24 protein-coding genes and 1 tRNA gene are annotated in these 24974 nt (G+C 69.3%); 10 read left to right on the top strand and 15 right to left on the bottom strand.

From position 1 onward, the window contains the following. The first annotated feature begins 19 nt into the window (after nucleotides 1-19). Nucleotides 20-757, top strand: a complete 738-nt coding sequence (locus tag G6N50_RS23335) for an SIMPL domain-containing protein (RefSeq protein ID WP_083098987.1) — start codon at nucleotides 20-22, stop codon at nucleotides 755-757. A gap of 22 nt (nucleotides 758-779) precedes the next feature. Here G6N50_RS23335 and hpt read toward each other — a convergent pair whose 3' ends face one another. From hpt to dacB, 4 genes are read right to left on the bottom strand one after another with little or no spacing between them, the layout of a single operon-like run. After that, a complete protein-coding gene (gene hpt, locus G6N50_RS23330) occupies nucleotides 780-1391 on the bottom strand; it encodes a hypoxanthine phosphoribosyltransferase (RefSeq protein ID WP_083098986.1) in 612 nt (203 codons plus the stop codon). A gap of 50 nt (nucleotides 1392-1441) precedes the next feature. Beyond that, nucleotides 1442-2416 carry a tRNA lysidine(34) synthetase TilS gene (tilS, locus tag G6N50_RS23325; protein WP_083098984.1) on the bottom strand — a complete coding sequence of 325 codons (975 nt, stop codon included), beginning with the start codon at nucleotides 2414-2416 and terminating at the stop codon, nucleotides 1442-1444. Next, nucleotides 2395-3450: a zinc-dependent metalloprotease gene (locus G6N50_RS23320; protein ID WP_083099022.1), complete on the bottom strand. Its 1056-nt coding sequence runs from the start codon at nucleotides 3448-3450 to the stop codon at nucleotides 2395-2397. Before G6N50_RS23320 ends, tilS begins: the two co-directional genes overlap by 22 nt. Then, nucleotides 3447-4832, bottom strand: a complete 1386-nt coding sequence (gene dacB, locus G6N50_RS23315; protein ID WP_142275761.1) for a D-alanyl-D-alanine carboxypeptidase/D-alanyl-D-alanine endopeptidase — start codon at nucleotides 4830-4832, stop codon at nucleotides 3447-3449. The genes G6N50_RS23320 and dacB overlap by 4 nt, the downstream gene beginning before the upstream one ends. A gap of 123 nt (nucleotides 4833-4955) precedes the next feature. Here dacB and G6N50_RS23310 point away from each other — a divergent pair, with 123 nt between their 5' ends. Together G6N50_RS23310 and G6N50_RS23305 are read left to right on the top strand one after the other, a co-directional pair. Beyond that, the gene (locus tag G6N50_RS23310; protein ID WP_083098983.1) at nucleotides 4956-5444 is read left to right on the top strand and encodes an inorganic diphosphatase; all 489 of its coding nucleotides are present in this window, start codon (nucleotides 4956-4958) and stop codon (nucleotides 5442-5444) included. Between the two features lie 58 nt (nucleotides 5445-5502). Next, entirely contained in the window at nucleotides 5503-6195 is a 693-nt protein-coding gene (locus G6N50_RS23305; RefSeq protein WP_083098981.1) for a hypothetical protein, read from the top strand. Here G6N50_RS23305 and G6N50_RS23300 read toward each other — a convergent pair. Then, nucleotides 6192-7286, bottom strand: coding sequence for a DUF475 domain-containing protein (locus G6N50_RS23300; protein ID WP_083098980.1), 1095 nt, complete (start codon nucleotides 7284-7286; stop codon nucleotides 6192-6194). The genes G6N50_RS23305 and G6N50_RS23300 overlap by 4 nt on opposite strands. Nucleotides 7287-7415: 129 nt before the next feature. Here G6N50_RS23300 and G6N50_RS23295 point away from each other — a divergent pair, with 129 nt between their 5' ends. The 3 genes from G6N50_RS23295 to G6N50_RS23285 are packed head-to-tail and all read left to right on the top strand — an operon-like array spanning nucleotide 7416 to nucleotide 9803. Beyond that, nucleotides 7416-8684 carry a hypothetical protein gene (locus G6N50_RS23295; RefSeq protein ID WP_083098978.1) on the top strand — a complete coding sequence of 423 codons (1269 nt, stop codon included), beginning with the start codon at nucleotides 7416-7418 and terminating at the stop codon, nucleotides 8682-8684. A 35-nt stretch (nucleotides 8685-8719) separates the two neighbouring features. Continuing rightward, the gene (locus tag G6N50_RS23290) at nucleotides 8720-9421 is read left to right on the top strand and encodes a glycosyltransferase family 2 protein (protein ID WP_083098976.1); all 702 of its coding nucleotides are present in this window, start codon (nucleotides 8720-8722) and stop codon (nucleotides 9419-9421) included. Nucleotides 9422-9434: 13 nt separating this feature from the next. Beyond that, the gene (locus tag G6N50_RS23285; protein ID WP_083098974.1) at nucleotides 9435-9803 is read left to right on the top strand and encodes a DUF2304 domain-containing protein; all 369 of its coding nucleotides are present in this window, start codon (nucleotides 9435-9437) and stop codon (nucleotides 9801-9803) included. A 31-nt stretch (nucleotides 9804-9834) separates the two neighbouring features. Here the strand turns inward: G6N50_RS23285 and G6N50_RS23280 are convergent, their stop codons facing one another. Then, nucleotides 9835-10779 (bottom strand): NAD-dependent epimerase/dehydratase family protein, encoded by a 945-nt coding sequence (locus tag G6N50_RS23280; RefSeq protein ID WP_142275758.1) that lies wholly within the window; start codon nucleotides 10777-10779, stop codon nucleotides 9835-9837. On the opposite strand from G6N50_RS23280, the gene G6N50_RS23275 reads away from it, so the two are divergent. After that, a complete protein-coding gene (locus tag G6N50_RS23275; RefSeq protein WP_142275757.1) occupies nucleotides 10745-12562 on the top strand; it encodes a hypothetical protein in 1818 nt (605 codons plus the stop codon). The genes G6N50_RS23280 and G6N50_RS23275 overlap by 35 nt on opposite strands. A 5-nt stretch (nucleotides 12563-12567) precedes the next feature. Here G6N50_RS23275 and G6N50_RS23270 read toward each other — a convergent pair. Both G6N50_RS23270 and G6N50_RS23265 read right to left on the bottom strand, forming a co-directional pair. Then, a tRNA-Thr gene (locus G6N50_RS23270) sits at nucleotides 12568-12643 on the bottom strand. Between the two features lie 112 nt (nucleotides 12644-12755). Beyond that, a complete protein-coding gene (locus tag G6N50_RS23265) occupies nucleotides 12756-13964 on the bottom strand; it encodes a DNA polymerase III subunit delta' (protein ID WP_083098971.1) in 1209 nt (402 codons plus the stop codon). Between the two features lie 154 nt (nucleotides 13965-14118). Between G6N50_RS23265 and G6N50_RS23260 the strand changes: the two genes are divergently transcribed. Further along, a complete protein-coding gene (locus G6N50_RS23260; protein ID WP_142275756.1) occupies nucleotides 14119-15747 on the top strand; it encodes an adenylate/guanylate cyclase domain-containing protein in 1629 nt (542 codons plus the stop codon). 6 nt (nucleotides 15748-15753) lie between these two features. Here the strand turns inward: G6N50_RS23260 and topA are convergent, their stop codons facing one another. The 3 genes from topA to cspA form a co-directional block, all read right to left on the bottom strand. Continuing rightward, nucleotides 15754-18579, bottom strand: coding sequence for a type I DNA topoisomerase (gene topA, locus G6N50_RS23255; protein ID WP_083098967.1), 2826 nt, complete (start codon nucleotides 18577-18579; stop codon nucleotides 15754-15756). 214 nt (nucleotides 18580-18793) lie between these two features. Beyond that, nucleotides 18794-19393 carry a hypothetical protein gene (locus tag G6N50_RS23250; RefSeq protein ID WP_083098965.1) on the bottom strand — a complete coding sequence of 200 codons (600 nt, stop codon included), beginning with the start codon at nucleotides 19391-19393 and terminating at the stop codon, nucleotides 18794-18796. Nucleotides 19394-19560: 167 nt separating this feature from the next. Further along, complete coding sequence (cspA, locus tag G6N50_RS23245; RefSeq protein ID WP_007772268.1) at nucleotides 19561-19764, bottom strand: cold shock protein CspA; 204 nt, start codon at nucleotides 19762-19764, stop codon at nucleotides 19561-19563. 295 nt (nucleotides 19765-20059) lie between these two features. Between cspA and G6N50_RS23240 the strand changes: the two genes are divergently transcribed. Both G6N50_RS23240 and G6N50_RS23235 read left to right on the top strand, forming a co-directional pair. After that, complete coding sequence (locus G6N50_RS23240) at nucleotides 20060-22399, top strand: DEAD/DEAH box helicase (protein ID WP_083099018.1); 2340 nt, start codon at nucleotides 20060-20062, stop codon at nucleotides 22397-22399. 71 nt (nucleotides 22400-22470) lie between these two features. Beyond that, on the top strand, nucleotides 22471-23508 hold the full coding sequence (locus G6N50_RS23235; protein WP_083099017.1) for a PAS domain-containing protein: 1038 nt from the start codon (nucleotides 22471-22473) through the stop codon (nucleotides 23506-23508). On the opposite strand, the gene G6N50_RS23230 is transcribed toward G6N50_RS23235, so the two are convergent. Genes G6N50_RS23230 through G6N50_RS23215 form a run of 4 tightly spaced genes read right to left on the bottom strand, consistent with a single transcriptional unit; the run spans nucleotide 23505 to nucleotide 24968 of the window. Then, nucleotides 23505-23807 carry an Rv3654c family TadE-like protein gene (locus tag G6N50_RS23230; RefSeq protein ID WP_308204206.1) on the bottom strand — a complete coding sequence of 101 codons (303 nt, stop codon included), beginning with the start codon at nucleotides 23805-23807 and terminating at the stop codon, nucleotides 23505-23507. The genes G6N50_RS23235 and G6N50_RS23230 overlap by 4 nt on opposite strands. A 31-nt stretch (nucleotides 23808-23838) precedes the next feature. Continuing rightward, a complete protein-coding gene (locus G6N50_RS23225; RefSeq protein WP_179970183.1) occupies nucleotides 23839-24129 on the bottom strand; it encodes a TadE family type IV pilus minor pilin in 291 nt (96 codons plus the stop codon). A gap of 26 nt (nucleotides 24130-24155) precedes the next feature. Further along, nucleotides 24156-24356 (bottom strand): DUF4244 domain-containing protein, encoded by a 201-nt coding sequence (locus tag G6N50_RS23220; protein ID WP_083098961.1) that lies wholly within the window; start codon nucleotides 24354-24356, stop codon nucleotides 24156-24158. 18 nt (nucleotides 24357-24374) lie between these two features. Continuing rightward, nucleotides 24375-24968, bottom strand: coding sequence for a type II secretion system F family protein (locus tag G6N50_RS23215; RefSeq protein WP_083099013.1), 594 nt, complete (start codon nucleotides 24966-24968; stop codon nucleotides 24375-24377). Nucleotides 24969-24974: the final 6 nt, after the last annotated feature.

Genomic DNA, 24974 nt, shown 5'->3' with positions numbered 1-24974 from the left:
GCAGGCGCTAGGGTCAATCATGCCGAAACTCGCCAAGGGACGGTTGGCCCACCGATTCATCGCTGCAGCCGCGGCCGGCCTGACAATCGCCGCCCTACCCGCGTGCGACAAGCACAGTCCGACGCAGCCCGGAGCCAACCCCCGCCAGGTCACGGTTGTGGGAACCGGCCAGGTTCAAGGCGTCCCGGACACCCTGACCGCCGACGTCGGCATCGAATTCACCGCACCCGACGTGACCTCGGCGATGAACCAGACCAACGACCGGCAACAGGCGGTCATCAACGCGCTGACCGGCGCCGGCATCGACCGTAAGGACATCAGCACCACCGAGGTCACGCTGTCGCCGGAATACAACAACCCCGCGCCCAGCGGCACGGCCGCCATCACCGCGTACCGCGCCACCAACGCCGTCGCGGTCAAGATCCACCCGACCGATGCCGCGTCGCGGCTGCTGGCCCTCATCGTCGGCACGGGCGGCGACGCCACCCGGATCAAGTCCGTCCGCTACTCGATCGCCGACGATTCACAACTGGTGAAGGACGCCCGATCGCGGGCGTTCAACGACGCCAAGAGCCGCGCCGAGCAGTACGCCCAGCTGTCCGGGCTCCGGCTGGGCCGGGTGCTGTCCATTTCGGAGGCCACCGGCAACACCCCGCCGCCGGTCGGGGCGCCGCGAGCCATGCCGTCCATGGTCCCGCTGGAACCCGGCCAGCAGACCGTGAACTTCTCGGTGACCGCGGTATGGGAGCTGGACTGAGCCCGACGACTCGGGGCCCAAACTATTGCTGGTAGACCCTGGGGTCCAGGGTGCCGATGTAGGACAGGTCGCGGTAGCGCTCGTCGTAATCGAGGCCGTAACCGACGACGAAGTCGTTGGGGATGTCGAAGCCCACGTAGGCGATCTCGACGTGGGCGCCCTGCGCGTCGGGCTTGCGCAGCAGCGTGCACACCCGCAGCGAACGCGGGTGCCGCGTGGTGAGGTTTCGCAGCAGCCAGGACAGGGTCAGACCCGAGTCGACCACGTCCTCGACGATCAGCACATCGCGGCCCTGAATATCGCGGTCCAGGTCCTTGAGGATCCGCACCACGCCGGATGAGGACGTCGATGACCCGTAGGAGCTGACGGCCATGAATTCGAACTGGGTGGGCACCGGAATCGCGCGGGCCAGATCGGTGACGAAGATCACAGCGCCCTTGAGCACGGTGATCAGCAGTAGGTCCTGTCCGGTTTCGGTCGCGACGTCGCGGTAGTGCTGCCCGATTTCGCGGCCGAGTTCGGCGATTCGCGCCTGAATTTGCGCAGACGTCAGCAGGACAGACTTGATATCCCCGGGATACAGCTCCGCGGGTTGGGCTGGGGTGATCGCCGAGGAGATCTGGGCCACGCCCACAGAGTGCCACGACGGCGGGCGAATAACCAACGGCAGCCCCGAAATTGCGGCTACCCGCCCGGCTTGCCGACCGGCTCACGCCACAGCGTGAGCACACCGTCGCGGCGGCCCGCGAACAATCGTTCGTCCGGCACCGAGGAACCCACCGCCACCCCGCCCTGCCCGTGCCAGCCGGTGACCAGGGTGTCCACCCCCCGGATCTGCTTGTCGGTCAGGCCCGTCGCGCCGCCCGCCAGCAGCCAGGCCCGAATGACCCTGCGCCGGACGGGCGCGTCCAGCACCTCCAACGCCGGCACCCGTAGGCCGGAGTCCGCCGCGGCCCCGGGCAGCGCCCGGGCGGCCAGCGTGTCGATCAATTCGGAGTCCTCACGCAACGCGGTCGCGGTACGGGCCAGCGCCTCGGCCACGCCGCCGCCGAGCACGTCCTCCAGCAATGGCAGCACTTCGGTGCGCAGCCGGGTGCGGGTGAACCGCCGGTCGGCGTTGTGCGGATCCTGCCAGGGCGTCAGGCCCAGCTCCCGACAGGCGGCGTGCGTCACGGCGCGCCGCACCTCCAGCAGCGGCCGGCACCACGGCGGATCGTAGGGACGCATCCCGGCGATCGAGCGCACTCCGGACCCCCGGCCCAGCCCCAGCAGCACCGTCTCGGCCTGGTCATCGAGCGTGTGGCCCAGCAAAACCGGGCCGCTGTGATAGGCGCTCAACGCGGCGTAACGGGCGGAGCGCGCCGCCGCCTCCGGTCCGCCCCGGTTGCCCACCTGAACCCGAACTACTTGAGCCGCAACGCATCCCAATGATATGGCCTGCGCCCGGGCGGTGTCGGCGGCGGCAGCCGAGTCGGGTTGCAGGCCATGGTCAACGACCACGGCGGTGGTGGGCCGCAGTTGGGCCGCCACCGCGGTGAGCGCCAGGGAATCCGGGCCGCCGGACAGCGCCACGCACCACTGTTCGACGGTCGCGAGGTGGGTCCTGATGAACGCCTCGACGGCCGCACGCAGCTGGCCTACAGCACCCTGTCGATCCATCGCTGGGGTTCTTCGATCTCGCTGGGCAGCGGCAGCGTTTCGGGGCCCGTCCAGATGGCGTTGAACCGCGCCATGCCCACTTGGCCGACCACGTGGTCGACGAACGCCTTGCCGCGGGTGTATTGGCTGAGCTTGGCGTCGAGCCCAAGCAGCGCGCGCAACAACCGCTGCACCGGCGGCTGCTTGCGGTGGCGGCGCTCGTCGAACCGGCGGCGGATGGTGGCCACCGACGGCACCGCTATCGGCCCGACGGCGTCCATGACGTGGTCGGCGTGGCCCTCCAGCAGGGTGCCCAGCACCAGCAGTTGGTCCAGCGCCCGTCGCTGCGGTTCGGACTGCACCGCGCGCACCAGACCGAGAATCCCCGAGCTGTTGGCGTCGGGTTCCGGCCCCCCGCGGTTGCGCGCGTATTCGGCGAGCCGGCCGATCACCTGTCCCATGTCCTCACCGGTGTCGCGGGTCAACAGGCCCAGCGCCTGCGACATGTAGCCGGGCAGCCACGGGTTGGCGGTGAACTGCACGCGATGGGTGACCTCGTGCAGGCACACCCACAGCCGGAAATCCGACGGCTCGACCCGAAGCTGCCGCTCGACGGCGATGACATTCGGATACACCAGCAGCAGGCAGCCCGTCTTGGCGCCGTTGGCAGTGGCGAACGGGTCGTACTGGCCGAGAATCGCCGCTGACACGTAGGCCAGGACCGCGCCCGTCTGCGCCCCGGTGACGCGACCGGTGAGAAATCCGCGCGGCTTCTCGGCGCCGTTCATCATCACCCGCATCGACTCGGTGGCCGCGCCGATCCAATCCGGGCGGTCAACGATGCGGGCGGCCGGCACCGCGCCGTCGGTGACCAGGCCGGTGACGTCGCGCACCAACGGCTCGGCTTTGGTCGAGGCACTGGCCAGCTCGTCGATCACCTGGCGCTGGGTGTACTCGCTGGACGGCGGTCCCGGCCGAGCGAGCCGCCGACCGACCGTGGCCGCGAACTGCCAGTCGACGGCGGTACCGAGCGTCAGGTCCGGCGTCGACGTCATGAGCACCCGCAGGACCACAGCCGGGTCGCCAGCGCGTCCATCACGTTCCGGCCGTTCGGCCCGGCGTTGTTGGACAGGAACGCGAAGGTGAGCACCCGGCCGCTACGGTCGGTGAGCACCCCCGCCAGGGCGTTGATGCCGGTCAGCGAGCCGGTTTTGGCCCGCAACCAGCCGGCGGGGCCCTGGGCCGTCGAGGCGTCGGTGAAGCGGTCGGCCAGCGTCCCGCTGCCGGCGGCGATCGGGAGCAGATCCAGCAGCGCCCGCAGCGACGGCTGGTCGGGCCCCGCCGCGGCCTGCAGCACGCCGTCAAGCGTCTTGGCGGTCAGCCGGTCGTCGACCGAGAGCCCACTGGAATCCAGCAGCGCCACCCCCGCGGTGTCGACGTGGGCGGTGGTCAACCGGTTGCTCACCGCGTCGGCGGCGCCGGCGAAGCTGCGCGGCCGGTTGATCGCGGCCGCCACCTCGCGGGCGATGCTTTCGGCCAGCACGTTGTCGGAGTGGTCCATCATCTCGGACAGCCGCTGGACCAAGGGCGCCGACTGCACGACCGCCAGCTGCCGGGCCCCCGACGGGGCGTTGGCGATCGTCACCGCGTTCGGGTCCAGGCCCAGCGCCTTGGCCAGCTCCCGGCCGGCGTCCAGCGCCGGGGTGTGGGACCGCCGCGAGTTGACCGTGCTGGGCTGGATGCGGCCGGCGTCGATCATCACCGATTCGATCGGCGCGATGTCGCCGTTGTCGATGTCGGCCAGGTCCCAGCCCTGCGCGATCGTCGGCCCGCTGAACGCCGAGGTGTCCACCTGCACCCCGGTGGGCGTCACGCCGCTGCGGCGGATCTGTTCGACGAGATCGCTGATCCGCGCCGACCCCCGGTACCAGGTGTCCACGCCGGGCGGCGCCGCCGACAGCGCCGGATCCCCCGCCCCGACCAGCACGACGGGTCCCTGGGCGTTCTGGCTGCCGGCCACCACGCGCGTGCTGATCCGGGCCTGACGGTCCAGGGTCAGCAACGCCGCGGCCGCCGTGAGCACCTTGTTGGTCGACGCCGGCACCAGCGGCATGTCGTCCGCCACCTGCCACAGCTCTTTCCCGGTGATGGCGTCGGTGACCCGACCGCCCAACCGGCCCAGGTTGGGGTCGCCCGCCACCGCCGCCAGCATCGCGCCGACGCCGGGTCCGCTGGGTAGCTCGGCGGTATCGCTCACCGGGACCATCCCCGGCTTCACGGTCGGGGCGTGCGGGGGCGGGATCGGGGCATGCGCGCTGTTGGCGCCGTGGCCGCTCGTGGTGAAAAACGTTGCCGCCACCACTACCGCGGCGACAAACGCCAGCACGCCCAACCCGATGAACACGGGGGTGGATTTTTGCCAGCGAGTACCGGCCATCACTCTCCTGACTGTCTCCAGCCCATTCTGCCGAATCGGCGGCGATGCCCTCGACTAGGGTGTAGCAGAGCAAAATTGGCCTGCCCAAACAGCGCCTTCCTCAACAGACAAGGAGCCGACGCGGTGGAATTCGACGTGACCATCGAGATCCAAAAGGGCCAGCGGAACAAGTACGAGGTCGACCACGAGACCGGGCGGCTGCGTCTGGACCGCTACCTGTACACCGCGATGGCCTACCCGACCGACTACGGCTTCATCGAGGACACGCTCGGCGAGGACGGCGACCCACTGGACGCGATGGTGCTATTGCCGCAATCGGTGTTTCCCGGCGTGATCGTGGAGGCCCGTCCGGTGGGCATGTTCCGGATGACCGACGAAAAGGGCGGCGACGACAAGGTCCTGTGCGTGCCGGCCGGCGACCACCGCTGGGACCACGTCCAGGACATCGGGGACGTCCCGGAGTTCGAGCTAGACGTGATCAAGCACTTCTTCGTTCACTACAAGGACCTGGAACCGGGCAAGTTCGTCAAGGCCGCGGACTGGGTCGGCCGCGACGAGGCCGAGGCGGAGATCCAGCGTTCGATCGAGCGGTTCAAGGCCCAGGGGCACTGACGCTTAGGGTGTAACCGCGCCGGCGCCGCCGCGGGATTCTCGGTGGCATCCTGGCGATGTGAACCCGGTGCTGCATTTCGCCGCCAATTTCTGGTGGTTGGTGTTTCCGCTGGGCGGTGCGATCGGCGGCGGCCTTCGGGCCATCGCCGCGGCCAACGAGCGTCGCGCCGAGCGCCGGATGGAGCGGTACCGGTTGAAGCAGCAGGCCAAGATCGCGGTGGCCGAGGCAACCGGGCGCGGGCGGGCCAACGAGGAACACGACCGCCGAGAACTCACCAAGCTCGTTGCCGCGCATGACCGTACCGACGCCCGGTGGTTCGACTACGAAGTCGACATCGCCAAGCTGCTGGACTTCCCGATGATGACGAACATGCGCGACCCGCTCACCATCGCCTTCCACAAGGCGAAGCGGCACGCCGATCTGCTGCGGCCGGAACCGCCCGACGCCCTGGTGGGCAACCGGGATGCGCTACTGGACTACCGCGATGCCGTCCACGAGTACCTCAACGCGTTCGAGATCGCCGAGGCCGAGGCGATCCGCCGGCGACGCAGCGACTTCTCGGCGGACGATCAGCAGCGGCTGGCGCGCGCCCAGCACCTGCTGCACTTGGCGCACGACGATGCGGCCACGCGTGAGGAACGCCAGAACGCCTACGCGCGGGCGACCAAAGAGCTCGACGGCCTGATCGTGCTTCCCGCGCCCGCCCGGGCCGCGATCGAACGGCGCATCGCCGGGCAGATCGAGGCCTAGCGAGGTCGTGTCACGCCCCGGCGCGCGTCGCGGCGGTTGCGCAGGACGCTCCAGCCCAGCGCCGCCGCGATGAACACCACCCCGACCGAGGCGGTGACCGGCTCGGGAACGTCGAATCGCGGCTCGATGGAGAACAGCATGATCACGGCCAGCGCCCCGATCGCCCAGTGCGCCCCGTGTTCCAGATACACGTACCGGCCCAGCGCGTCCTGGCGGACCAGGTAGATGGTGATGGACCGGACGAACATCGAACCCACCAGCCCCAGCCCCAGCGCGATCACGATGGGGTCCGAGGTGATGGCGAACGCGCCGGTGACGCCGTCGAACGAGAACGCGGCGTCGAGAACTTCGAGATAGAGGAACAGGGTCAGGCCGGCCCAGCCGGTCGCCGCGCCGGCTCCGGATTCGACGTCGGCTTCGGTGTCGGATGGCCGAAACGCCCGGCTCAATCCGTTGACCACGAGATAGGTGACCAAGCCCAGCAGTCCGGCGGTCAGCACCGTGGCTGCCTCGTCGGCCGAGTGCGTCAACCGCGTGCCCACCAGGACCAGCACCACACCAGTCACCACCAGCGACACCTGCCCCAGCCGGCCGATGCGGGCGAACGGGATCTCAATCCACTTGAGCCACTTGATGTCTCGGTCATAGAAAACGAAATCTAGAAACAGCATCAAGAGGAAGATCCCCCCGAACGCCGCGATCTGGGGGTGGGCCACGATGACGAGCTTTTCGTAGCTGGGCGAGCCGTCGGGAAACTCCAGCGCGCCGTGCGGCGGCGGATGCAGCGCCAGCTCCATCGCCCGCACCGGGTCGAGGCCCGCGGTCGCCCACACGATGAGCAGCGGAAAGAGCAACCGCATGCCGAACACGGCGACGAGGATCCCGATGGTCAGGAACATCCGCTGCCAGAACCGGCTCATCCGTTTCAGGACCGCCGCGTTGATGATGGCGTTGTCGAACGACAACGACACCTCGAGGGCGGCCAGCACCACCAACAGATAGAGGTCTTTGAAACCGCCGTAGGAATATCCGAGGGCGAGCGCCGCCGCGGTGACCACGAGCGAGATCGCGAAGGTACGCAAAGCGGACATGGATCCTTCCCGACGGCCAGCTCACACTAGCGAACCGCGTCGCCGCCGGGGACGCCCGCCGCGGGCCGCATAGAATTTTCAAATTGTGGCGATACATCGGGGAAGCGGGCCGAAAGCGTCGCCGCCCCGATGACCGAGATCAGTGCCTCACAGGGGCCGGTGGCGCGCGGCAGCATGGCCCGGGTCGGCACCGCCACCGCCGTGACGGCGCTGTGTGGCTACGCCGTCATCTACCTGGCCGCTCGTGACCTGGCGCCGAGCGGCTTTTCGGTATTCGGGGTGTTCTGGGGGGCCTTCGGTCTGGTCACCGGCGCGGCCAACGGCCTGCTGCAGGAAACCACCCGGGAAGTCCGCTCGACGCCTTACATCAGCGACCTGGCCGCGCTGCCGGTGCCCGGCGAGCCGCGTACCCACCCGATGCGCGTCGCCATGCTGGTCGGGGTGGCCGCGGCCGTGCTGATCGCGGGCAGCTCGCCGTTGTGGAGCGGGCGGGTGTTCGTCGAGGCGCGCCTGTTGTCGGTGGTTCTGCTCAGCGTCGGGCTGGCCGGCTTCTGCCTGCACGCCACCCTGCTGGGCATGCTGGCAGGCACCAACCAGTGGACCCGCTACGGCGCGCTGATGGTGACCGACGCCGTCATCCGGGTGACGGTGGCCGCGGCGACCGTCACGCTCGGCTGGCGCCTGGTCGGATTTCTGTGGGCGACGGTGGCGGGCGCGGTCGCCTGGCTGATCCTGCTGGTGGCCTCGCCGGCGACCCGGGCGACTGCCCGCCTGCTGACCCCGGGCGGGACCGCGACCTTCCTGCGGGGCGCGGCGCATTCGATCACCGCGGCCGGTGCCAGCGCCATACTGGTGATGGGATTTCCGGTGCTGTTGAAGCTGACCAGCGCCGAGCTCGGCGCACAGGGCGGGGTGATCATCCTGGCCGTCACGCTGACCCGCGCGCCGCTGCTGGTGCCGCTGACGGCCATGCAGGGCAACCTGATTGCTCATTTTGTCGACGAGCGCAGCAATCGGATTCGCGCGCTGCTCGCCCCGGCGGGCATCGTCGGGGCGATCGGCGCGGTCGGCGTGCTGGCCGCGGGCGTGATAGGCCCGTGGCTGTTGCGGGTCGCCTTCGGGCCGCAGTACCACGCCAGCAGCGCGCTGTTGGCGTGGCTGACCGCGGCCGCGGTGGCGATCGCGATGCTGACGCTGACCGGCGCCGCGGCGGTGGCCGCGGCGCTGCACCGGGCCTACTCGCTGGGTTGGGTGAGCGCCACGGTCGCGTCGGGATTGCTGCTGCTGTTGCCGCTGTCCCTGCAGACCCGGACCGTGGTCGGGTTGCTGTGCGGCCCGGTCGTGGGGATCGGCGTCCATCTGCTCGCGCTGTCCCGCGCCACGCGCTCTACCGGCTGATATGACCTGCACAGGCGTGTACCTTGTGGGCTTAGATGGGTACTGAAACGCATTATTCGGTCGTCTGGGTCGTCATTCCCGCCTTCAACGAAGCAGCTGTCATCGGTGAGGTGGTCGCCGATGTGCGCTCGGTGTTCGACCATGTCGTCTGCGTGGACGACGGCAGCGCCGACGACACCGGGGAGATCGCCCGGCGGGCCGGGGCTCACCTGGTGCGGCATCCGATCAACCTCGGGCAGGGCGCGGCCATCCAGACCGGCGTGGAGTACGCCCGCAAGCAGCCCGGGGCCGAGGTTTTCGCCACGTTCGACGCCGACGGGCAGCACCGCGTCAAAGACCTGGTGACGATGGTCGACCGGTTGCGCGCCGGCGACGTCGACGTGGTGATCGGCACCCGCTTCGGCGCACAGCACGGTGCCCGGCCACCGTTCGTGAAACGGATCGTGTTGCAGACCGCCGCGCGGTTGAGCCGGCGCGGCCGCCGACTCGGCCTGACCGACACCAACAATGGGCTGCGGGTGTTCAACAAGAAGGTCGCCGACGGGCTGGACATCACCATGAGCGGCATGAGCCACGCCAACGAGTTCATCATGTTGATCGACGAAAACCATTGGCGCGTCGCCGAAGAACCCATCGAGGTGCTCTACACCGCGTACTCGAGGTCGAAGGGGCAACCCCTGCTCAACGGCGTCAACATCATTTTCGACGGATTCCTGCGAGGGCGGATTCCGAGATGAAAAGGGTTGGAATATGAACTGGATTCAGGTACTGCTGATCGGATCGATAGTCGCGCTACTGGTGTATCTGCTGCGGTCGCGCCGCAACGCGCGATCCCGGGCCTGGGTCAAGGTCGGCTACGTGGTGTTCGTGCTGGGCGGTATCTATGCCGTGCTGCGGCCCGACGACACCACGGTGGTGGCGCAGTGGTTCGGGGTGCGCCGCGGCACCGACCTGATGCTCTACGCGCTGATCATGGCGTTCTGTTTCACCACGCTGAGCACCTACATGCGGTTCAAGGATCTGGAGCTGCGCTACGCGAGACTGGCCCGGGCGGTGGCGATGGAATCCGCACAGGCGCCCGTCACCGAAATCGACGCTGGCGCGGGAAGGTTCGAGTAGGCCGCACGCTGACGTCGATCTCGACGCCCGGTCAGCCGGCCTGCGCCTGACGGAAGTATTCCACCGTGCGGGCCACCCCGTCACTGAGTTCAACCCTGGGCTTCCAGCCCAAAACCTCTGCGGCCAAACCGATGTCGAGGCAGGAACGTTTGAGGTCGCCCAACCGCGGCGGCGCAAACTCCGGGTCGTCGGGTCCCCCGACCGCGGCGGCCACGGCCGAATGCAGTTGGCGGTCCGAGGTTTCGATTCCGGTGCCGATGTTGAAACGCTGCCCGCCGCCGTCGTCACCGGATGCCTTGACGAAGGCGTCCACGACGTCGTCGACGAAGACGTAGTCGCGGGTGTTGCCGCCGTCCCCGAATACCTTGGTGGGCTTGCCCGAGAGCAGGGCGCGGGCGAAGATCGCCACTACCCCGGCCTCACCATGCGGGTCCTGACGGGGGCCATAGACATTCGCCGGAGCGATGTGCGAGCAGTCCAGCCCGTACAGGTGGCGGAAGGTGTTCAGGTAGATCTCGCCCGCCACCTTGCCCGCCGCATACGGCGACGCGGGGTCGGTCGGCACGGTCTCGGGCGTGGGGTACCGCGGTGGGGTGCCGTAGATGGATCCGCCCGAGGAGGTGTGCACGATCTTGCGGACCTGCGCCTTGCGGGCCGCCTCGGCCAAGCGCACCGTGCCGATGACGTTGACCGAAGCGTCGAACTGCGGGTCGGCCACCGAGTGCCGCACGTCGATCTGGGCGGCCAAGTGGAACACCACCTCCGGGCGGTGCTCGTCGAGGATGGCCTCCAGGTCCGCGGTCACGATGTCGGCCTCGACGAAGACATGCGCCGGATTGTCGGCCAGATGCTCGAGGTTGGTCGCGCGGCCCGACGCGAAGTTGTCCAGCCCCACCACCGCATGACCGTCGGCTAACAGACGGTCGACTAGCGTCGAGCCGATGAATCCGGCTGCCCCGGTGACCAGTGCGCGCACCGGCCCACCATACATAGCGGTCGCGGCCGCCGCGCTCATCGCGGTGCAGCTGGCGGTGCGCGGGGTGCTGGCGTTCGGTGGCTACTTCTATTGGGACGACCTGATCCTCATCGGCAAGGCCGGCACCCACAACCTGCTCGCGCCGTCGTATCTGTTCGACGACCACGACGGGCACGTCATGCCCGGGGCATTTTTGGTCGCGGGCACCATCATCCGGCTGGCGCCACTGGACTGGACTTGGCCGGCGGTCAGCCTGCTGGTGCTGCAACTGCTGGCGTCGCTGGCCTTGTTGCGCGCGCTGTACGTCATCCTCGGCTGGCGGCCGGTGCTGCTGATCCCGTTCACGTTCGCGTTGTTCACGCCGTTGGGGGTGCCCGGCTTCGCGTGGTGGGCGGCGGCGCTGAACTCGCTGCCTATGCTGGCCGCGCTGGCCTGGGTGTGCGCCGACGCCATCCTGCTGGTGCGCACCGGCAAACGTCGCTACGCGGTGACCGGGGTGCTGGTCTACTTCGGCGGGCTGCTGTTCTTCGAGAAGGCCGCGGTGATCCCGTTCGTCGCGTTCGCGGTGGCCGCGCTGCTGAGCCACGTGACCGGCGATCGGAGCCTGGGGTCGTCGCTGGCGACGGTGTGGCGGGCCGGCCTGCGATTGTGGATCGGCGCCCTAGCCCTGACCGCCGCCTGGATCGCGCTGTATCTGGCGGTGGTCAATCAGCAGCGGTGGAGTTCCGACCTGGCGATGACATGCCGGCTGCTGGTGCGCTCGATCACGCACGGCATCGTGCCGGGTCTGGCGGGCGGGCCGTGGCACTGGGACCGGTGGGCGCCGGCCTCCCCCTGGGCGACGCCCCCGCCGGCGGTGATGGCGCTGGGCTGGCTCGTGCTGGTCGGGATCCTGGCGGTGTCACTGGTTCGCAAGGAGCGCATCGGGCCGGTGTGGCTCGTCACCGTCGGCTATGCCGTGGCCTGCCAGGTGCCGATCTATCTGATGCGGTCGTCGAACCAGACCGCACTGGAGCTCGCGCAGACCCTACGCTACCTGCCCGATCTCGTCGTGGTGCTGGCGCTGCTGGCCGCCGTGGCACTGAGCGCCCCCAATCGGCGGGCCGGCCCGCAATGGCTGGACGCTTCGCCGAAACGCACCGCGGTGACCGCGGGTGTGGCAGTGCTGTTCGCGGCCAGCAGCCTGTATTCGACGGCCACGTTCTTGACCAGCTGGCGCGACAACCCCGCCCAGCCCTATCTGCAGAACGCCCGGGCCGCCCTGGCCGAGGCCCACACGGCCTCGGATGCGCCGCTGCTGGATCAGGAGGTCGACCCGTTCGTGCTGCAACGGGTGGCCGCCCCGGAGAACCTGGCCAGTCACCTGTTCGCCCTGCTGCGGGATCGACCCGAATTCGCGCCTGCGACAACGCAATTGCGCATGTTCGACAACTCGGGCCGGCTGGTCAAGGCGCGCGTCACCTGGGTACGGACCATCGCGCCCGGGCCGATTCCGCGGTGCGGCTACTTCGCCCAGCCGGACAATCCGGCGCGCCTGGTCCTCGACGGCCCGCTGCTGCCCGCCGACTGGACCGTCGAGCTGAACTACCTGGCCAACAGCGACGGTTCGATGACGTTGTCGATGACGCAAGGACCCGAGGTCAAGGTGCCGGTGCATCCCGGGCTCAACCGGGTCTATGCCCGGTTACCGGGTGCCGGGGACGCGATCACCGTGCGGGCCAATACCACCGCGCTGGCGTTGTGCCTCGCATCGGGCCCGGTGGGGTTCGTCGCGTCCGCCTAAAACTATGGAGCCGCCTGGGGGAATCGAACCCCCGACCTATTCATTACGAGTGAATCGCTCTACCGACTGAGCTAAGGCGGCATACCCGCACGCCGGGCGGCACGAGTCTACGGCAGGCGGCCCGACACCACGAAATCAGGATTGCGCCCGCTCCTCCTCACACGGCAACGCCGTCTGCATCGTCGCCGGGCGATCAATCGCGCAGTTCCTGGCCGATGGTGGCGACCATGGCGTCGACGGCGAACTTCGGCTTGACGTTGATCGCCAGCGCCTCGCGGCACTCAAGCACCGCCTCGATGCAGCGCAGCAGCCGCGCGGGTGGGGCGTGGGCGGCCAGCGCCGCGACCCGCTCGGCCATATCGGGATGGTTGGCCCGCACCGCCCCGGCATTCGCGGAGACCATCAGCGCGTCCCGGAAATACGTCGCCAAGTCGATCAGCGCGCGGTCCAGCGCGTCGCGCGAGGCCCGTGTCTGACGCGACTTCTGCCGTCGCTCAAGGTCCTTCATCGCCCCGGCCGCGCCGCGCATCGCGCCCGCGGTGCCCTTGCCGGTGCCGCCGGCGCCCAGGGCCGTGCGCAGCTCTTCGGTCTCGGCCTCGGCGCGGTCCGCGGTCAGCACCACGGCCTCGGCTTCGGCCGCGGCCACCAGCTCCTCGGCGGCGGCGTAGGCCCGCGACGGGGTCGCGGCGTCGCGCACCAGCGTCAGCGACCGCTCCCGGCGCGACCGGGCCTCGGGGTCGGTCGCCAGCCGCCGGGCCCGGCCCACATGGCCGCCGCTGACCGACGCGGCCCAGTTCGCCGTGTCGGGGGTCAGGCCGTCGCTGTCGACCAGCACGCGTGCGATCGCCTCGGTCGGCGGGGTCACCAACGCCACGTGCCGGCACCGCGACCGCAACGTGATGGCGATGTCCTCGGGGTCCACCGACGGCGCGCACAGCAGGAACACCGTCGACGGCGGCGGTTCCTCCACCACCTTCAGCAGCGCATTGGCGGCGCCCTCGGTCAGCCGGTCGGCATCTTCGATCACCACGATCTGCCGGTGCCCGGTGGCCGGGCGCCGCGACGCGATCTGGACGATCGAACGCATCTCGTCGACACCGATGGACAGGCCTTCGGGAATCACGCGCCGCACGTCGGCGTGGGTGCCGCCCATGGTCGTCGTGCACGCGTGGCAGCGTCCGCAGCCCGGCTCTCCGTCGGACGTGCACTGCAAGGCGGCGGCGAAGCACAACGCCGCCACCGAGCGGCCCGAACCCGGAGGCCCTGTGATCAGCCATGCATGTGTCATAGTCCCGGCGCCGGCCCCGCTGTGGCCTGAGTCACCACGGGCGGCTCTGGCGGCGGCCAGCAGCTCGGCCGTCACCGCGTCCTGGCCTACCAGCCGCGTAAACACCCCGGACATCACCGGTAACAGTAGTGGCGCCGCCGACAGATACCGAACGGCCACCGTACCGCGACCATTCCGTTATCTTCGGCGCGCTCGACGCGCCCTGAGCGACCTGCCGAGATCGATATTAAGTTTCCGAGACGTCACTGCCGACCGATACGGTGGGTTAGTGACAACGGCGGCGGCACTACCGGGGCGGATCAGCGCATTCGTCCGCTGGGTGATGCGCACGCCGTGGCCGTTGTTCTCGCTCAGCATGCTGCAGGCCGACATCATCGGCGCGCTCTTCGTGCTCGGCTTCCTTCGCTACGCCCTGCCGCCCGAGGACCGCATCCAGTTGCAGGACCTACCGGTCCTGAACCTGGCGATCTTCGCCACCGCGCTGGTCGTCGTGTTCCTCACCGGTTTGGCCGTGACACTGCGGCTGCTGATGCCGGTATTCCGGTGGCAGCGCCGCGACAACATGCTCGCCGAGGCCGACCCGGCCGCCACCGAACTGGCCCGCAGCCGCGCGTTGCGAATGCCGTTCTACCGCACCCTGATCAGCATCGTGGCCTGGGCCATCGGCAGCGTGGTGTTCATCATCGCCAGCTGGTCGGTGGCCCGCTTCGCCGCGCCCGTGGTGGCGGTGGCCACCGGGCTCGGCGCCGCGGCCACCTCGATCATCGGCTACCTGCAGTCCGAGCGGGTGCTGCGGCCGGTGGCGGTGGCCGCCCTGCGCAGCGGGGTGCCCGAGAACGTCAAGGCGCCCGGCGTCATCCTGCGGCAGATCCTGACCTGGATGCTGTCCACCGCCGTGCCGGTGCTGGCGATCGTGCTGGCGGTAGTGGCCGACAAGACCTCGCTGCTGCATGCCACGCCGGAGAAGTTGTTCACCCCGATCCTGTTGCTGGCGGTGGCGGCGCTGGGTATCGGTCTGATCAGCACGCTGCTGGTGGCCATGTCGATCGCCGATCCGCTGCGCCAGCTGCGCTGGGCGCTGTCGGAGGTGCAGCGCGGAAACTACAACGCGCACATGCAGATCTACGACGCCAGCGAGCTCGGCCTGCTGCAGGCGGGCTTCAACGACATGGTGCGTGACCTGTCCGAGCGGCAGCGGCTGCGTGACCTGTTCGGCCGCTACGTCGGTGAAGACGTGGCCCGCCGGGCGCTGGAGCGCGGAACCGAATTGGGCGGCCAGGAGCGCGATGTCGCGGTGCTGTTCGTGGACCTGGTCGGCTCCACGCAGCTTGCCTCGACCCGGCCGCCCGCCGAGGTGGTCCACCTGCTCAACGAGTTCTTCCGGGTGGTCGTGGACACGGTCGGCAAGCATGGTGGTTTCGTCAACAAGTTCCAGGGTGACGCCGCGCTGGCTATTTTCGGCGCGCCGATCGAACACCCCGACTCGCCCGGCGGGGCGCTGGCCGCCGCCCGGGAACTGCACGACGCGCTGCTGCCGGTGATCGGGTCGGCGGAGTTCGGCATCGGGGTGTCATCCGGGCGGGCCATCGCCGGCCACATCGGCGCGCAGGCCCGCTTCGAGTACACCGTGATCGGCGACCCGGTCAACGAGGCCGCCCGGCTGACCGAGCTGGCCAAGCTGGAACCCGGCCACGTGCTCGCGTCGGCTATCGCGGTCAGCGGCGCGCTCGACGCCGAAGCCCTGTGCTGGGATGTCGGCGAGGTGGTGGAGCTGCGCGGCCGCCGAGCGCCGACCCAGCTGGCCCGCCCGGTGCACCTGGCCGGAACCACCGATTCGCAGCCCAACCAGGCGCGGGCCGAAGAGATGTCCGGCGAGTCCATCGGCCCCGGCTACTGAACCCGGCTAGCTCCGCTTGGCGGCCTTTTTCGCCGCCGTCTTCCTGGCCGGCGCCTTGCGGGCGGCCTTCTTGGCGGGACGCTTCGCCGGACCACGCGCCCGGCGGTCGGCCAACAGTTCGGCGGCGCGCTCGTCGGTGATCGAGGCCACGTCGTCGCCCTTACGCAGGCTGGCGTTCGTCTCACCGTCGGTGACGTAGGGGCCGAACCGGCCGTCCTTGATCACCATCGGCTTGCCCGTCGCCGGATCGATGCCCAGCTCACGCAGCGGCGGCGCGGCGGCGCCCTGCCGGCCCCGGCGTTTGGGCTCGGCGTAGATCTTCAGCGCTTCCTCGAGGGTGATGTCGAACATCTGCTCCTCGGTCGCCAGTGACCGAGAATCGGTGCCGCGCTTCAGGTATGGGCCGTAGCGGCCGTTCTGCGCAGTGATCTCCTCACCGGAGGCGGGGTCGACACCGACCACTCGGGGCAGCGACAGCAGGCGCAGCGCATCCTCGAGCGTGACGGTCTGCAGGTCCATGGTGCGCAGCAGCGAGCCGGTGCGCGGTTTGGGACCGGTGGGCTTCTTGCCCTTCTTCGCGGGCGCGGCGCTGCCGTCGTCGTCGCCGGGTGGCGGCTCCGGCAGCACCTCGGAAACGTATGGCCCGTACCTGCCGTCCTTGGCGACGATCTCGTGCCCGGTTGCCGGGTCCACCCCCAGCACGCGGCCCTCTTGCGGGGTGGCGAACAGTTGCTCGGCCACCTCCAGCGTCAGCTCGTCAGGGGTCAGTGAGTCGTTGAGGTTGGCCCGCTGCGGCTTGGGCTCACCGTCGTCGCCGGTCACCATGCGTTCCAGGTAGGGCCCGTTCTTGCCCACCCGGACGTAGACCGGTCGGCCCTGCTCGTCGTCAAAGAGCTTGATGGAGTTGACTTCTCGAGCGTCGATGCCTTCCAGGTTGACGCCGACGAGTTTCTTCAGACCACCGGAGCGGGCCACCGAGTCGGCCACCCCGTGCTCGCCACCGAAGTAGAAGTTGTTGAGCCAGTCGGTGCGTCGCTCCTGACCCGAGGCGATCGCGTCGAGCTCGTCTTCCATCGCGGCGGTGAAGTCGTAGTCGACGAGGCGACCGAAATGCTGTTCCAGTAAACCGGTTACGGCGAACGCCACCCAGGAGGGCACCAGCGCGCTGCCCTTCTTGTGCACATAGCCACGGTCCTGGATGGTCTTGATGATCGACGAGTACGTCGACGGGCGGCCGATGCCCAGCTCCTCGAGCGCCTTGACCAGCGACGCCTCGGTGTAGCGCGCCGGCGGGTTGGTGGCGTGGCCGTCGGGCGTGAGCTCGATGGCGTCCAGCCGCTGGCCCTGGGTCAACTGCGGCAGCCGGCTCTCGGCGTCGTCGGCCTCGCCGCCGGCCAACTCGTCCACCGTCTCCACGTAGGCCTTCAGGAAGCCCGCGAACGTGATGGTGCGACCGCTGGCCGAGAACACGACTTCTCTTCGGGCCCCGGCCGCCGTTGATTGGCCGTTGATCCGCAGGCTCAGCGTGGTGCCGCGGGCATCGGCCATCTGCGAGGCCACCGTGCGTTGCCAGATCAACTCGTAGATGCGGAATTCGTCGCCGTCGAGTTCGCGGCGCACCGCGTCCGGGGTCGCAAACGTCTCCCCCGCGGGGCGGATCGCCTCGTGGGCCTCCTGGGCGTTCTTGACCTTGCGGGTGTACTGGCGCGGCGATGGGGAGACGTATTCGGCGCCGTAGAGCTGGCGGGCCTGGGTACGCGCAGCGTTGATCGCCGACTCCGACAGCGTGGTGGAGTCGGTACGCATATAGGTGATGTAGCCGTTTTCGTAGAGCCGCTGGGCGATGCTCATCGTGCGCTCGGAGGAGAACCGCAACTTGCGGCCGGCCTCCTGCTGCAGCGTCGAGGTCATGAACGGCGCATAGGGGCGCCGGGTGTAGGGCTTTTCCTCCACCGACGCGACGTTGAGCTGAGCGCCGCGCAGGCCCGCGGCCAGCTGGGTCGCACTCGCCTCGTCGAGGACGGTCACCTCGTCGGCCTTACGCAATTGCCCCAGCGAGTCGAAGTCGCGGCCGGCGGCCACGCGCAGGCCGTCGACGCCGGTCAGGCGGGCGGTGAAGGTGGGCGGCGAGGCTTGCGGGTCGGACACGCTCGCATCGAGCTGGGCCACGATGTCCCAGTAGGACGCGCTGCGGAACGCCATGCGGTCGCGTTCGCGCTGGACGATGATCCGGGTGGCCACCGACTGGACCCGGCCCGCGGACAACTTGGGCGCGACCTTCTTCCACAGCACGGGGCTGACCTCGTAGCCGTACAGCCGGTCCAGGATGCGCCGGGTCTCCTGCGCATCGACCAGGTCGATGTCCAGGTCGCGTGGATTCTCGGCGGCCTCCAGGATCGCCGGCTCGGTTATCTCGTGGAACACCATCCGCTTGACCGGAATGTTCGGCTTGAGGGTCTCCAGCAGATGCCAGGCGATGGCCTCGCCCTCGCGGTCACCATCCGTGGCCAGGTACAGCTCGTCGACGTCCTTGAGCAGGCCCTTGAGTTCGGTGACGGTGCTCTTCTTCTCGGGGCTGATGATGTAGAGCGGTTCGAAGTCGTGATCGACGTTGACCCCAAGCCGTGCCCAGGGCTCGGATTTGTACTTCGCGGGCACGTCGGCGGCGGCCCGAGGCAGGTCGCGGATGTGGCCGCGCGACGATTCGACGATGTACCTGGAGCCCAGGTAACCGGCCAGTTTGCGCGCCTTGGTGGGCGACTCGACAATCACGAGTCGCCGGCGGCTGCCATTCCCGCCGCTGCTGGTGTCCTTTAGTTTCGGGTCAGCCAACTGCCCTTACGCTCCATCCCTGATTGGTCCCCCCTGCGAGACCACCTGCAGGAAGAATGACAGGTCGGCTTCGAAAATTCCGGTGAAATTCAGGTACGCGACCGTTCCTTCGCCCTGCGGCATCTGACAATTTCGCACCCTTGGGCGGGCCTGCGCAAACTGACATTCGCGGAAACGGCGCAAAGCCGACGCGATTCCGGACGTTACCTCCTGGCTAAACTCGCGGCCACCGCGACAACGCCTCGGCGCCGTCGGGCGGTTCCCCGACGTTCTCTACCAGGCGCGATAGCCTCCGGCGTCCGGTGATCCGCAGCGCGGGCCGGCCGCCGCGGGTGCCGATCAGGGTGGGCGCGATCCCGACGCGCATCAACGCCGACGCCAGCGGCGAGTGGGTGTCCGGCGCGTGCGGGTCCAGCGCCAGCAGGTAATGCTCGCCCTCCGGGTTTCCGGCCGCCAGCGTCCAGGCCCGCAACTCGCGGGGCCCGGGCAGCCAGCGCGGCGGCACCGTCTTGACCGCCCCGCGCGTCCATTCGGTGGCCAGGGTGCTCAGGGAGGGGTCCACTGCCGTCCGCACCAGCGGGGTGTCCTCGTCGGTCCGGCTGATCTCGGCCACCAGACCCGCCTCCCGGATCATCTCCGCGAGCGCCGAGGCCCGCCAGGCATGATCCACGACCACCGACAGCCGGGCGCCGGCCACGCGACTTTCACCGGTAGCACCGACGGTGACGATCTGCCCGGACGCCGCCAGCACCCCGGAAAGATCGGTGGCCGCGGGCGGCACCGACTCCGCTGTAAAGAAGGAAAGCTGGCTCACGCCCCCGACAGTAGGCCAGGGGGGCCGCCCGCGTCTTGAGGTGACCGGCGCGGCGTCCGGGGCCGGCCGGGATGCAGACCTGGTGGCGGCAGTAAATGAGGAAACCCCCCGGCTCAACCCGCTGGGCGGGTTTGCACGGGGGGTTATCCGTTCAGGTCTGCTCTTCTTTACAGCGAGCGGACTCCGGTGGCCTGGGGGCCCTTAGGGCTATGGCCGATCTCAAACTCGACCTTCTGGTTCTCTTCGAGGGTGCGGAAGCCCGAACCCTGGATCTCCGTGTAGTGGACAAACACATCGGCGGAACCGTCTTCGGGGGCAATGAACCCGAAGCCCTTCTCCGCGTTGAACCACTTCACAGTTCCCTGTGGCATCTCTCGATCTTTCCTTTTCTTCTGGGTGCGGGGCATCGCCTTTCGATGCCCCGGGCCTGGTACGACCGCCATACCTCGCTGAGTCGCCGGAACTTCACCCGACCGATTAACCTCGCAGGAATTGCGGCCGCAACGTCGATCCTGCGAAAGTTTGACACGAACACAGAAGCTGCGACCGCAAATAGTCAACCATGTTCATCGCGTCGGCGACAGACTTGTGTCTTCGGCCGATTCGAAGGCTGATTCCGCGGCCGACGTGAAGGCCGATTCACAACGGATCCACCGAAGGGGTGAGATGGCGAGTTTCGGCAGTGACCTGCTTGCCGCCGCACTCGCCGGAACCGCGCCAGACGAGCGTCCGCTGCGTCATGTCGCCGAATTGCCACCGCGCAGCGGCCGGCCGCACGAGTGGCCGGCCTGGGCCGAGCCCGACATCGTCGGCGCGTTCGCCGGCCGCGGGATCACCGCACCGTGGTCGCATCAGTTCGCGGCCGCCGACCTGGCGCATTCGGGCCGTCACGTGGTGGTCAGCACCGGTACCGCGTCGGGCAAGTCACTGGCCTATCAGCTTCCGGTCCTCAACGCGTTGGCGACCGATCCGCGGGCACGCGTGCTGTACCTGTCGCCGACGAAAGCGTTGGGCCACGACCAATTGCGAGCCGCGCACGCACTGACCGCGGTCATCCCGCGGCTTCATGACGTCGCACCCACGGCGTACGACGGCGACAGCCCGACCGAGGTCCGACGATTCGCGCGGGAACGTTCGCGGTGGCTGTTCTCCAATCCCGACATGATCCATCTGTCGATATTGCGCAATCACGCCCGTTGGGCCGTCCTATTGCGCGGTCTGCGATTCGTGGTGGTCGACGAATGTCATTACTACCGTGGGGTATTCGGGTCCAACGTGGCGATGGTGCTGCGCCGGCTGCTGCGGTTGTGCGCCCGCTATTCCTCCTCGCCGACGGTGATCTTCGCCAGCGCGACAACGGATTCGCCGGGCGCGACGGCCGCCGAGCTCATCGGGTTGCCGGTCGAGGAGGTCAGCGAGGACGGTTCACCCCAGGGCGCCCGGACCGTGGCGTTGTGGGAGCCCGCGCTGCGGGCCGATCTGACCGGTGAGAACGGCGCGCCGGTGCGCCGCTCCGCCGGTGCGGAGGCGGCACGCGTCATGGCGGATCTGATCGCCGAGGGCGCCCAAACGTTGACGTTCGTGCGGTCGCGGCGGGCCGCGGAATTGACCGCGCTGGGCGCCCAGGCGAGGTTGGACGACGTCGCTCCGGAGTTGTCCCGCACGGTGGCGTCGTATCGTGCCGGTTACCTCGCGGAGGACCGCACCGCGCTGGAGCGTGCGCTGGCCGAGGGCCGGTTGCGGGGCCTGGCCACCACCAATGCGCTGGAGTTGGGGGTGGACATCGCCGGACTGGACGCGGTGGTGCTCGCCGGTTTCCCCGGCACGGTTGCGTCGTTCTGGCAGCAGGCCGGCCGGTCCGGGCGACGCGGCCAGGGCGCGCTGGTGGTACTGATCGCCCGCGACGATCCGCTGGACACGTATCTGGTGCACAACCCGGCCGCGTTGCTGGACAAGCCGGTCGAGCGGGTCGTCATCGACCCGGCCAATCCCTACATCCTGGGTCCGCAGCTGTTGTGCGCGGCAACCGAACTGCCGCTGGACGAGGCCGAGGTGCGCACCCTCGGCGCCACCGAGGTGGCGGACGGCCTGGTCGACGACGGCCTACTGCGGCGACGTGCCGGCAAGTACTTTCCGGTGCCCGGACTGGAACCGCATGCCGCCGTGGACATCCGGGGCTCGGCGGGCGGCCAGATCGTCATCGTGGAGGCCGACACCGGCAGGTTGCTGGGCAGCGCCGGCGCCGGTCAGGCACCGGCCACCGTCCACCCCGGCGCGGTGTACCTGCATCAGGGCGACAGCTACGTGGTGGACTCGCTGGACACCGAGGAAGGCATCGCGTTCGTACACGCCGAGGACCCGGGCTACGCGACGTTCGCGCGGGAGATCACCGATATCGCCGTCACCGGCGCGGGCGAGCGCCTGGCGTTCGGGCCGGTCACGTTGGGCCTGGTGCCGGTCAGGGTCACCCACCAGGTGGTGGGCTTCCTGCGCCGCCGGCTCTCCGGGGAGGTGATCGACTTCATCGAATTGGACATGCCGGAACACACGCTGGCCACCACGGCGGTGATGTACACCATCACCGAGGATGCGTTGCAGCGCAAGGGCATTGAGGCGACGCAGATCCCGGGAGCGTTGCACGCCGCCGAGCATGCGGCGATCGGCCTGCTGCCGCTGGTGGCCAGTTGCGATCGCGGGGACATCGGCGGCCTGTCCACCGCGGTCGGGCCCGATCCGCGTGGGCTGCCCAGCGTCTTCGTCTACGACGGCTATCCGGGCGGCGCGGGATTCGCCGAGCGGGGCTTTCGCCGGGCCCGCACCTGGCTGGGTGCGACGGCCGCCGCCATCGAGGCGTGCGAGTGTCCCTGGGGGTGCCCGTCGTGCGTGCAGTCCCCCAAGTGCGGCAACGGCAACGACCCGCTTGACAAGGCGGGCGCCGTGCTGGTGCTCAAGCTGGTTCTCGCAGAGTTGGCGCAGGGGCCGCGGGAGAACGATCCGCGTGGATGACGACCCGTCGATCCACCGCCACCGGCGGTGAGGGTGTCGACGACCCGTCCTCTCACCGTAAAATCGGCCCCATGGCCCACGACTGGTTGCTCGTGGAGACACTCGGCGGAGACCCCACCGTTGTGTCGCAGGGCCGCCAGCTCAAAAATCTCGTCCCTATCACCACGTTCCTGCGCCGCAGCCCCTATCTCGCCGCTGTTCGCACGGCCATCGCCGAGTCGGTGCAGACCGGCCAGGCGTTAACCAGCATCACGCCCAAACGCGACCGCATCATTCGCACCGAGCCGGTGGTGATGTCCGACGGCTTCATCCACGGCGTGCATGTCTGGACCGGCCCCGCGGACACCGACCCGCCCGAGCGGCCGATCCCGGGGCCACTGAAGTGGGACCTGACCCTCGGGGTGGCCACCGACACCCGCGAATCGCTGATCAACAGCGGCAAGAACCCCGAAGTCGAAGTCACCTTCGGCAGGGCCTTCGCCGAGGACCTCCCGTCCCGTGAACTCAACCCGAACGAAACCAAAGTGCTGGCCATGGCGGTCAAGGCCAAGCCCGACCAAACGCTGTGCAGCACTTGGGATCTCACCGACTGGCGCGGAGAGTCGATCCGGATCGGTTTTGTCGCGCGCACGATCCTGGAACCGGGACCCGACGGCCGGGAGCACTTGGTGGCGCGGGCCATCAACTGGCAGTCCGAATTGAAGGGCCCAGAGGTGTCGACCGACGATCTGGCGCAGCGGATCCTCAGCGGCCTCGCCCAGGCCGGGGTTCATCGCGCGCTGATCGACCTCAACACCTGGACCCTGCTGAAATGGCTCGACGAGCCCTGCACCTTTTACGACTGGCGCACCATCGAGGCGGGCAAGCCCCGGGTTCACCCCGATGACCAGGACTTGATGTCCACCATGACAAGGGAATTCAGCGGGGGCGCCACCAGTCGCGTGTTGCGGTTGCCCGGGCACGACGGAGATTGGGTGCCAGTGCACGTCACCGTCAACCGCATCGAGCTGGAAACGGACACGTACGCCGGGCTGGTATCGCTGCGCTTACCCACCGACGAGGAACTGGCCACCGCGGGTTTGTCGCCACCCCCCGACGCAGCGCCCTAATCCGATGCCCCGGTCGCCGGGCCCGCCCGCGCGGCGGCCCTGGCCGCGCCGCCGAAAGCGACCGCCACCCGCGCCGTGATGACGACATCGAGACCGTCGACCACGCAACGGATATCGTCGACCCGCATCCGGCGGGCCACGCCCGCGGCGACCGCGCAGGCCGCCGCCCCCCCGGAGCTCAGCCGGGCGGCGGCGGCCAAGGCGGCCAGGTCGGCCACCGCCTGCGCGCGGTGGCGTGCCACCACCGCCGAGCCCAGGTACGCGCCGGCCCCGGTCGCCGTCAGCAGCACCACGACCATCCAGGCGGCGACCAGAGTGGCGGAGCCTCGATCATCGCGACGGTTCGGCCGCCGAGACGGCTTTGGCCGCAATATCGATGGTGGGCAATAACTTCGAATGCGCGACGACGGTAGCCACCAGGAAATCCCCGTCGCGGCGCAGGTCGACCCGCGCACGGGCGGGCGCGAGCCGGCGGGCGGCGGACACCGCGGAGCGCTCGTCGCCGCGGGCCGCCAGCCGGGCAGCTTCGCGGGCGGCGTCGACACAGCGCACCTGCATCGATATCGCGGTGATCCCGGCCAGGCACAACACCAGCACCACGACGAGCGCGGCGATGCCCAGTGCCGCCTCGACGGTGCTGGCACCGGCTACACCTTGGTGTTGAGCGCACGACCGATGATGTTGGTCAGCGCCGAGACGATGGAATCGCCGGTGACGACGGTGTAGAGCACCGCGCCGAAGGCGGCCGCCGCGATGGTGCCGATGGCGTACTCGACCGTCGACATGCCCGACTCGTCGGCGGCCAGCAAGGCGACCCGCGCAGAGAATTCGCGAAACATGTTGATCATCAATGGCTTCCTTTCGTTTCACAGCAGGCCCGACTGCAGGACATCACCGGCCAGGCCGGCTACGACCGGGACGATGCCCAGGCAGACGAACGCCGGCAGAAAGCACAGGCCCAGCGGCCCGGCGATTAGTACGCCGGCCCGTTCGGCGGCCGCCGTCGCCGCGTGCGCGGTGTCCTGCCGAGATTCCTCCGCCAAGTCGGCGACGCCACCGGCCAGCGCCGCACCCGAGGACGCCGATCGCCGGGCCAGCCTCAGCAACGCATCGATCTGCGGGTCGGCCGGATTTTGCGGTCCGGACGGAATGGACCATGCGACAGCGGGATCGGCGCCCAGTGCGAGCAGGTCGGCGGCGCGGCGCAACACCCTGGCCAGGTTCGGCGGTGCGGACGGCGCGGCGGCCGCCGCGGCGGCAGACACGGCCATGCCCGCCTCCAGACACACGGCCAGCACGTCGAGACAGGAGGCGACCGCCAGCGGGTCAAGGCCGCGCGCCGGCGCCGCGCGCCGCCGCAGCCGGCCGCCACGCGCCGGCATCCCTGCGCGGCTTCGCACCAGCGCAGGACCGGGACCGATCCACAGCGCCACGGCCAGGAGCGCCGCCGCGCTTTGCATCGTCGC

Origin of the sequence: Mycobacterium mantenii (assembly GCF_010731775.1) — a bacterium.
Classification (GTDB): domain Bacteria; phylum Actinomycetota; class Actinomycetes; order Mycobacteriales; family Mycobacteriaceae; genus Mycobacterium; species Mycobacterium mantenii.
The sequence above is the reverse complement of the archived record's forward strand: the minus strand, read 5'-3'. Positions and strand labels throughout refer to the sequence as shown.

Bases quoted from the DNA above. Each gene is read 5' to 3' on its own strand.
- G6N50_RS23335 (WP_083098987.1), top strand. From the start codon at position 20: ATGCCGAAACTCGCCAAGGGACGGTTGGCCCACCGATTCATCGCTGCA.
- tilS (WP_083098984.1), bottom strand. From the start codon at position 2,416: ATGGATCGACAGGGTGCTGTAGGCCAGCTGCGTGCGGCCGTCGAGGCG.
- G6N50_RS23320 (WP_083099022.1), bottom strand. From the start codon at position 3,450: ATGACGTCGACGCCGGACCTGACGCTCGGTACCGCCGTCGACTGGCAG.
- dacB (WP_142275761.1), bottom strand. From the start codon at position 4,832: ATGGCCGGTACTCGCTGGCAAAAATCCACCCCCGTGTTCATCGGGTTG.
- G6N50_RS23300 (WP_083098980.1), bottom strand. From the start codon at position 7,286: ATGTCCGCTTTGCGTACCTTCGCGATCTCGCTCGTGGTCACCGCGGCG.
- G6N50_RS23295 (WP_083098978.1), top strand. From the start codon at position 7,416: ATGACCGAGATCAGTGCCTCACAGGGGCCGGTGGCGCGCGGCAGCATG.
- G6N50_RS23290 (WP_083098976.1), top strand. From the start codon at position 8,720: ATGGGTACTGAAACGCATTATTCGGTCGTCTGGGTCGTCATTCCCGCC.
- G6N50_RS23285 (WP_083098974.1), top strand. From the start codon at position 9,435: ATGAACTGGATTCAGGTACTGCTGATCGGATCGATAGTCGCGCTACTG.
- G6N50_RS23275 (WP_142275757.1), top strand. From the start codon at position 10,745: ATGAATCCGGCTGCCCCGGTGACCAGTGCGCGCACCGGCCCACCATAC.
- G6N50_RS23265 (WP_083098971.1), bottom strand. From the start codon at position 13,964: ATGTCCGGGGTGTTTACGCGGCTGGTAGGCCAGGACGCGGTGACGGCC.
- cspA (WP_007772268.1), bottom strand. From the start codon at position 19,764: ATGCCACAGGGAACTGTGAAGTGGTTCAACGCGGAGAAGGGCTTCGGG.
- G6N50_RS23240 (WP_083099018.1), top strand. From the start codon at position 20,060: ATGGCGAGTTTCGGCAGTGACCTGCTTGCCGCCGCACTCGCCGGAACC.
- G6N50_RS23235 (WP_083099017.1), top strand. From the start codon at position 22,471: ATGGCCCACGACTGGTTGCTCGTGGAGACACTCGGCGGAGACCCCACC.
- G6N50_RS23230 (WP_308204206.1), bottom strand. From the start codon at position 23,807: ATGGTCGTGGTGCTGCTGACGGCGACCGGGGCCGGCGCGTACCTGGGC.
- G6N50_RS23220 (WP_083098961.1), bottom strand. From the start codon at position 24,356: ATGATCAACATGTTTCGCGAATTCTCTGCGCGGGTCGCCTTGCTGGCC.
- G6N50_RS23215 (WP_083099013.1), bottom strand. From the start codon at position 24,968: ATGCAAAGCGCGGCGGCGCTCCTGGCCGTGGCGCTGTGGATCGGTCCC.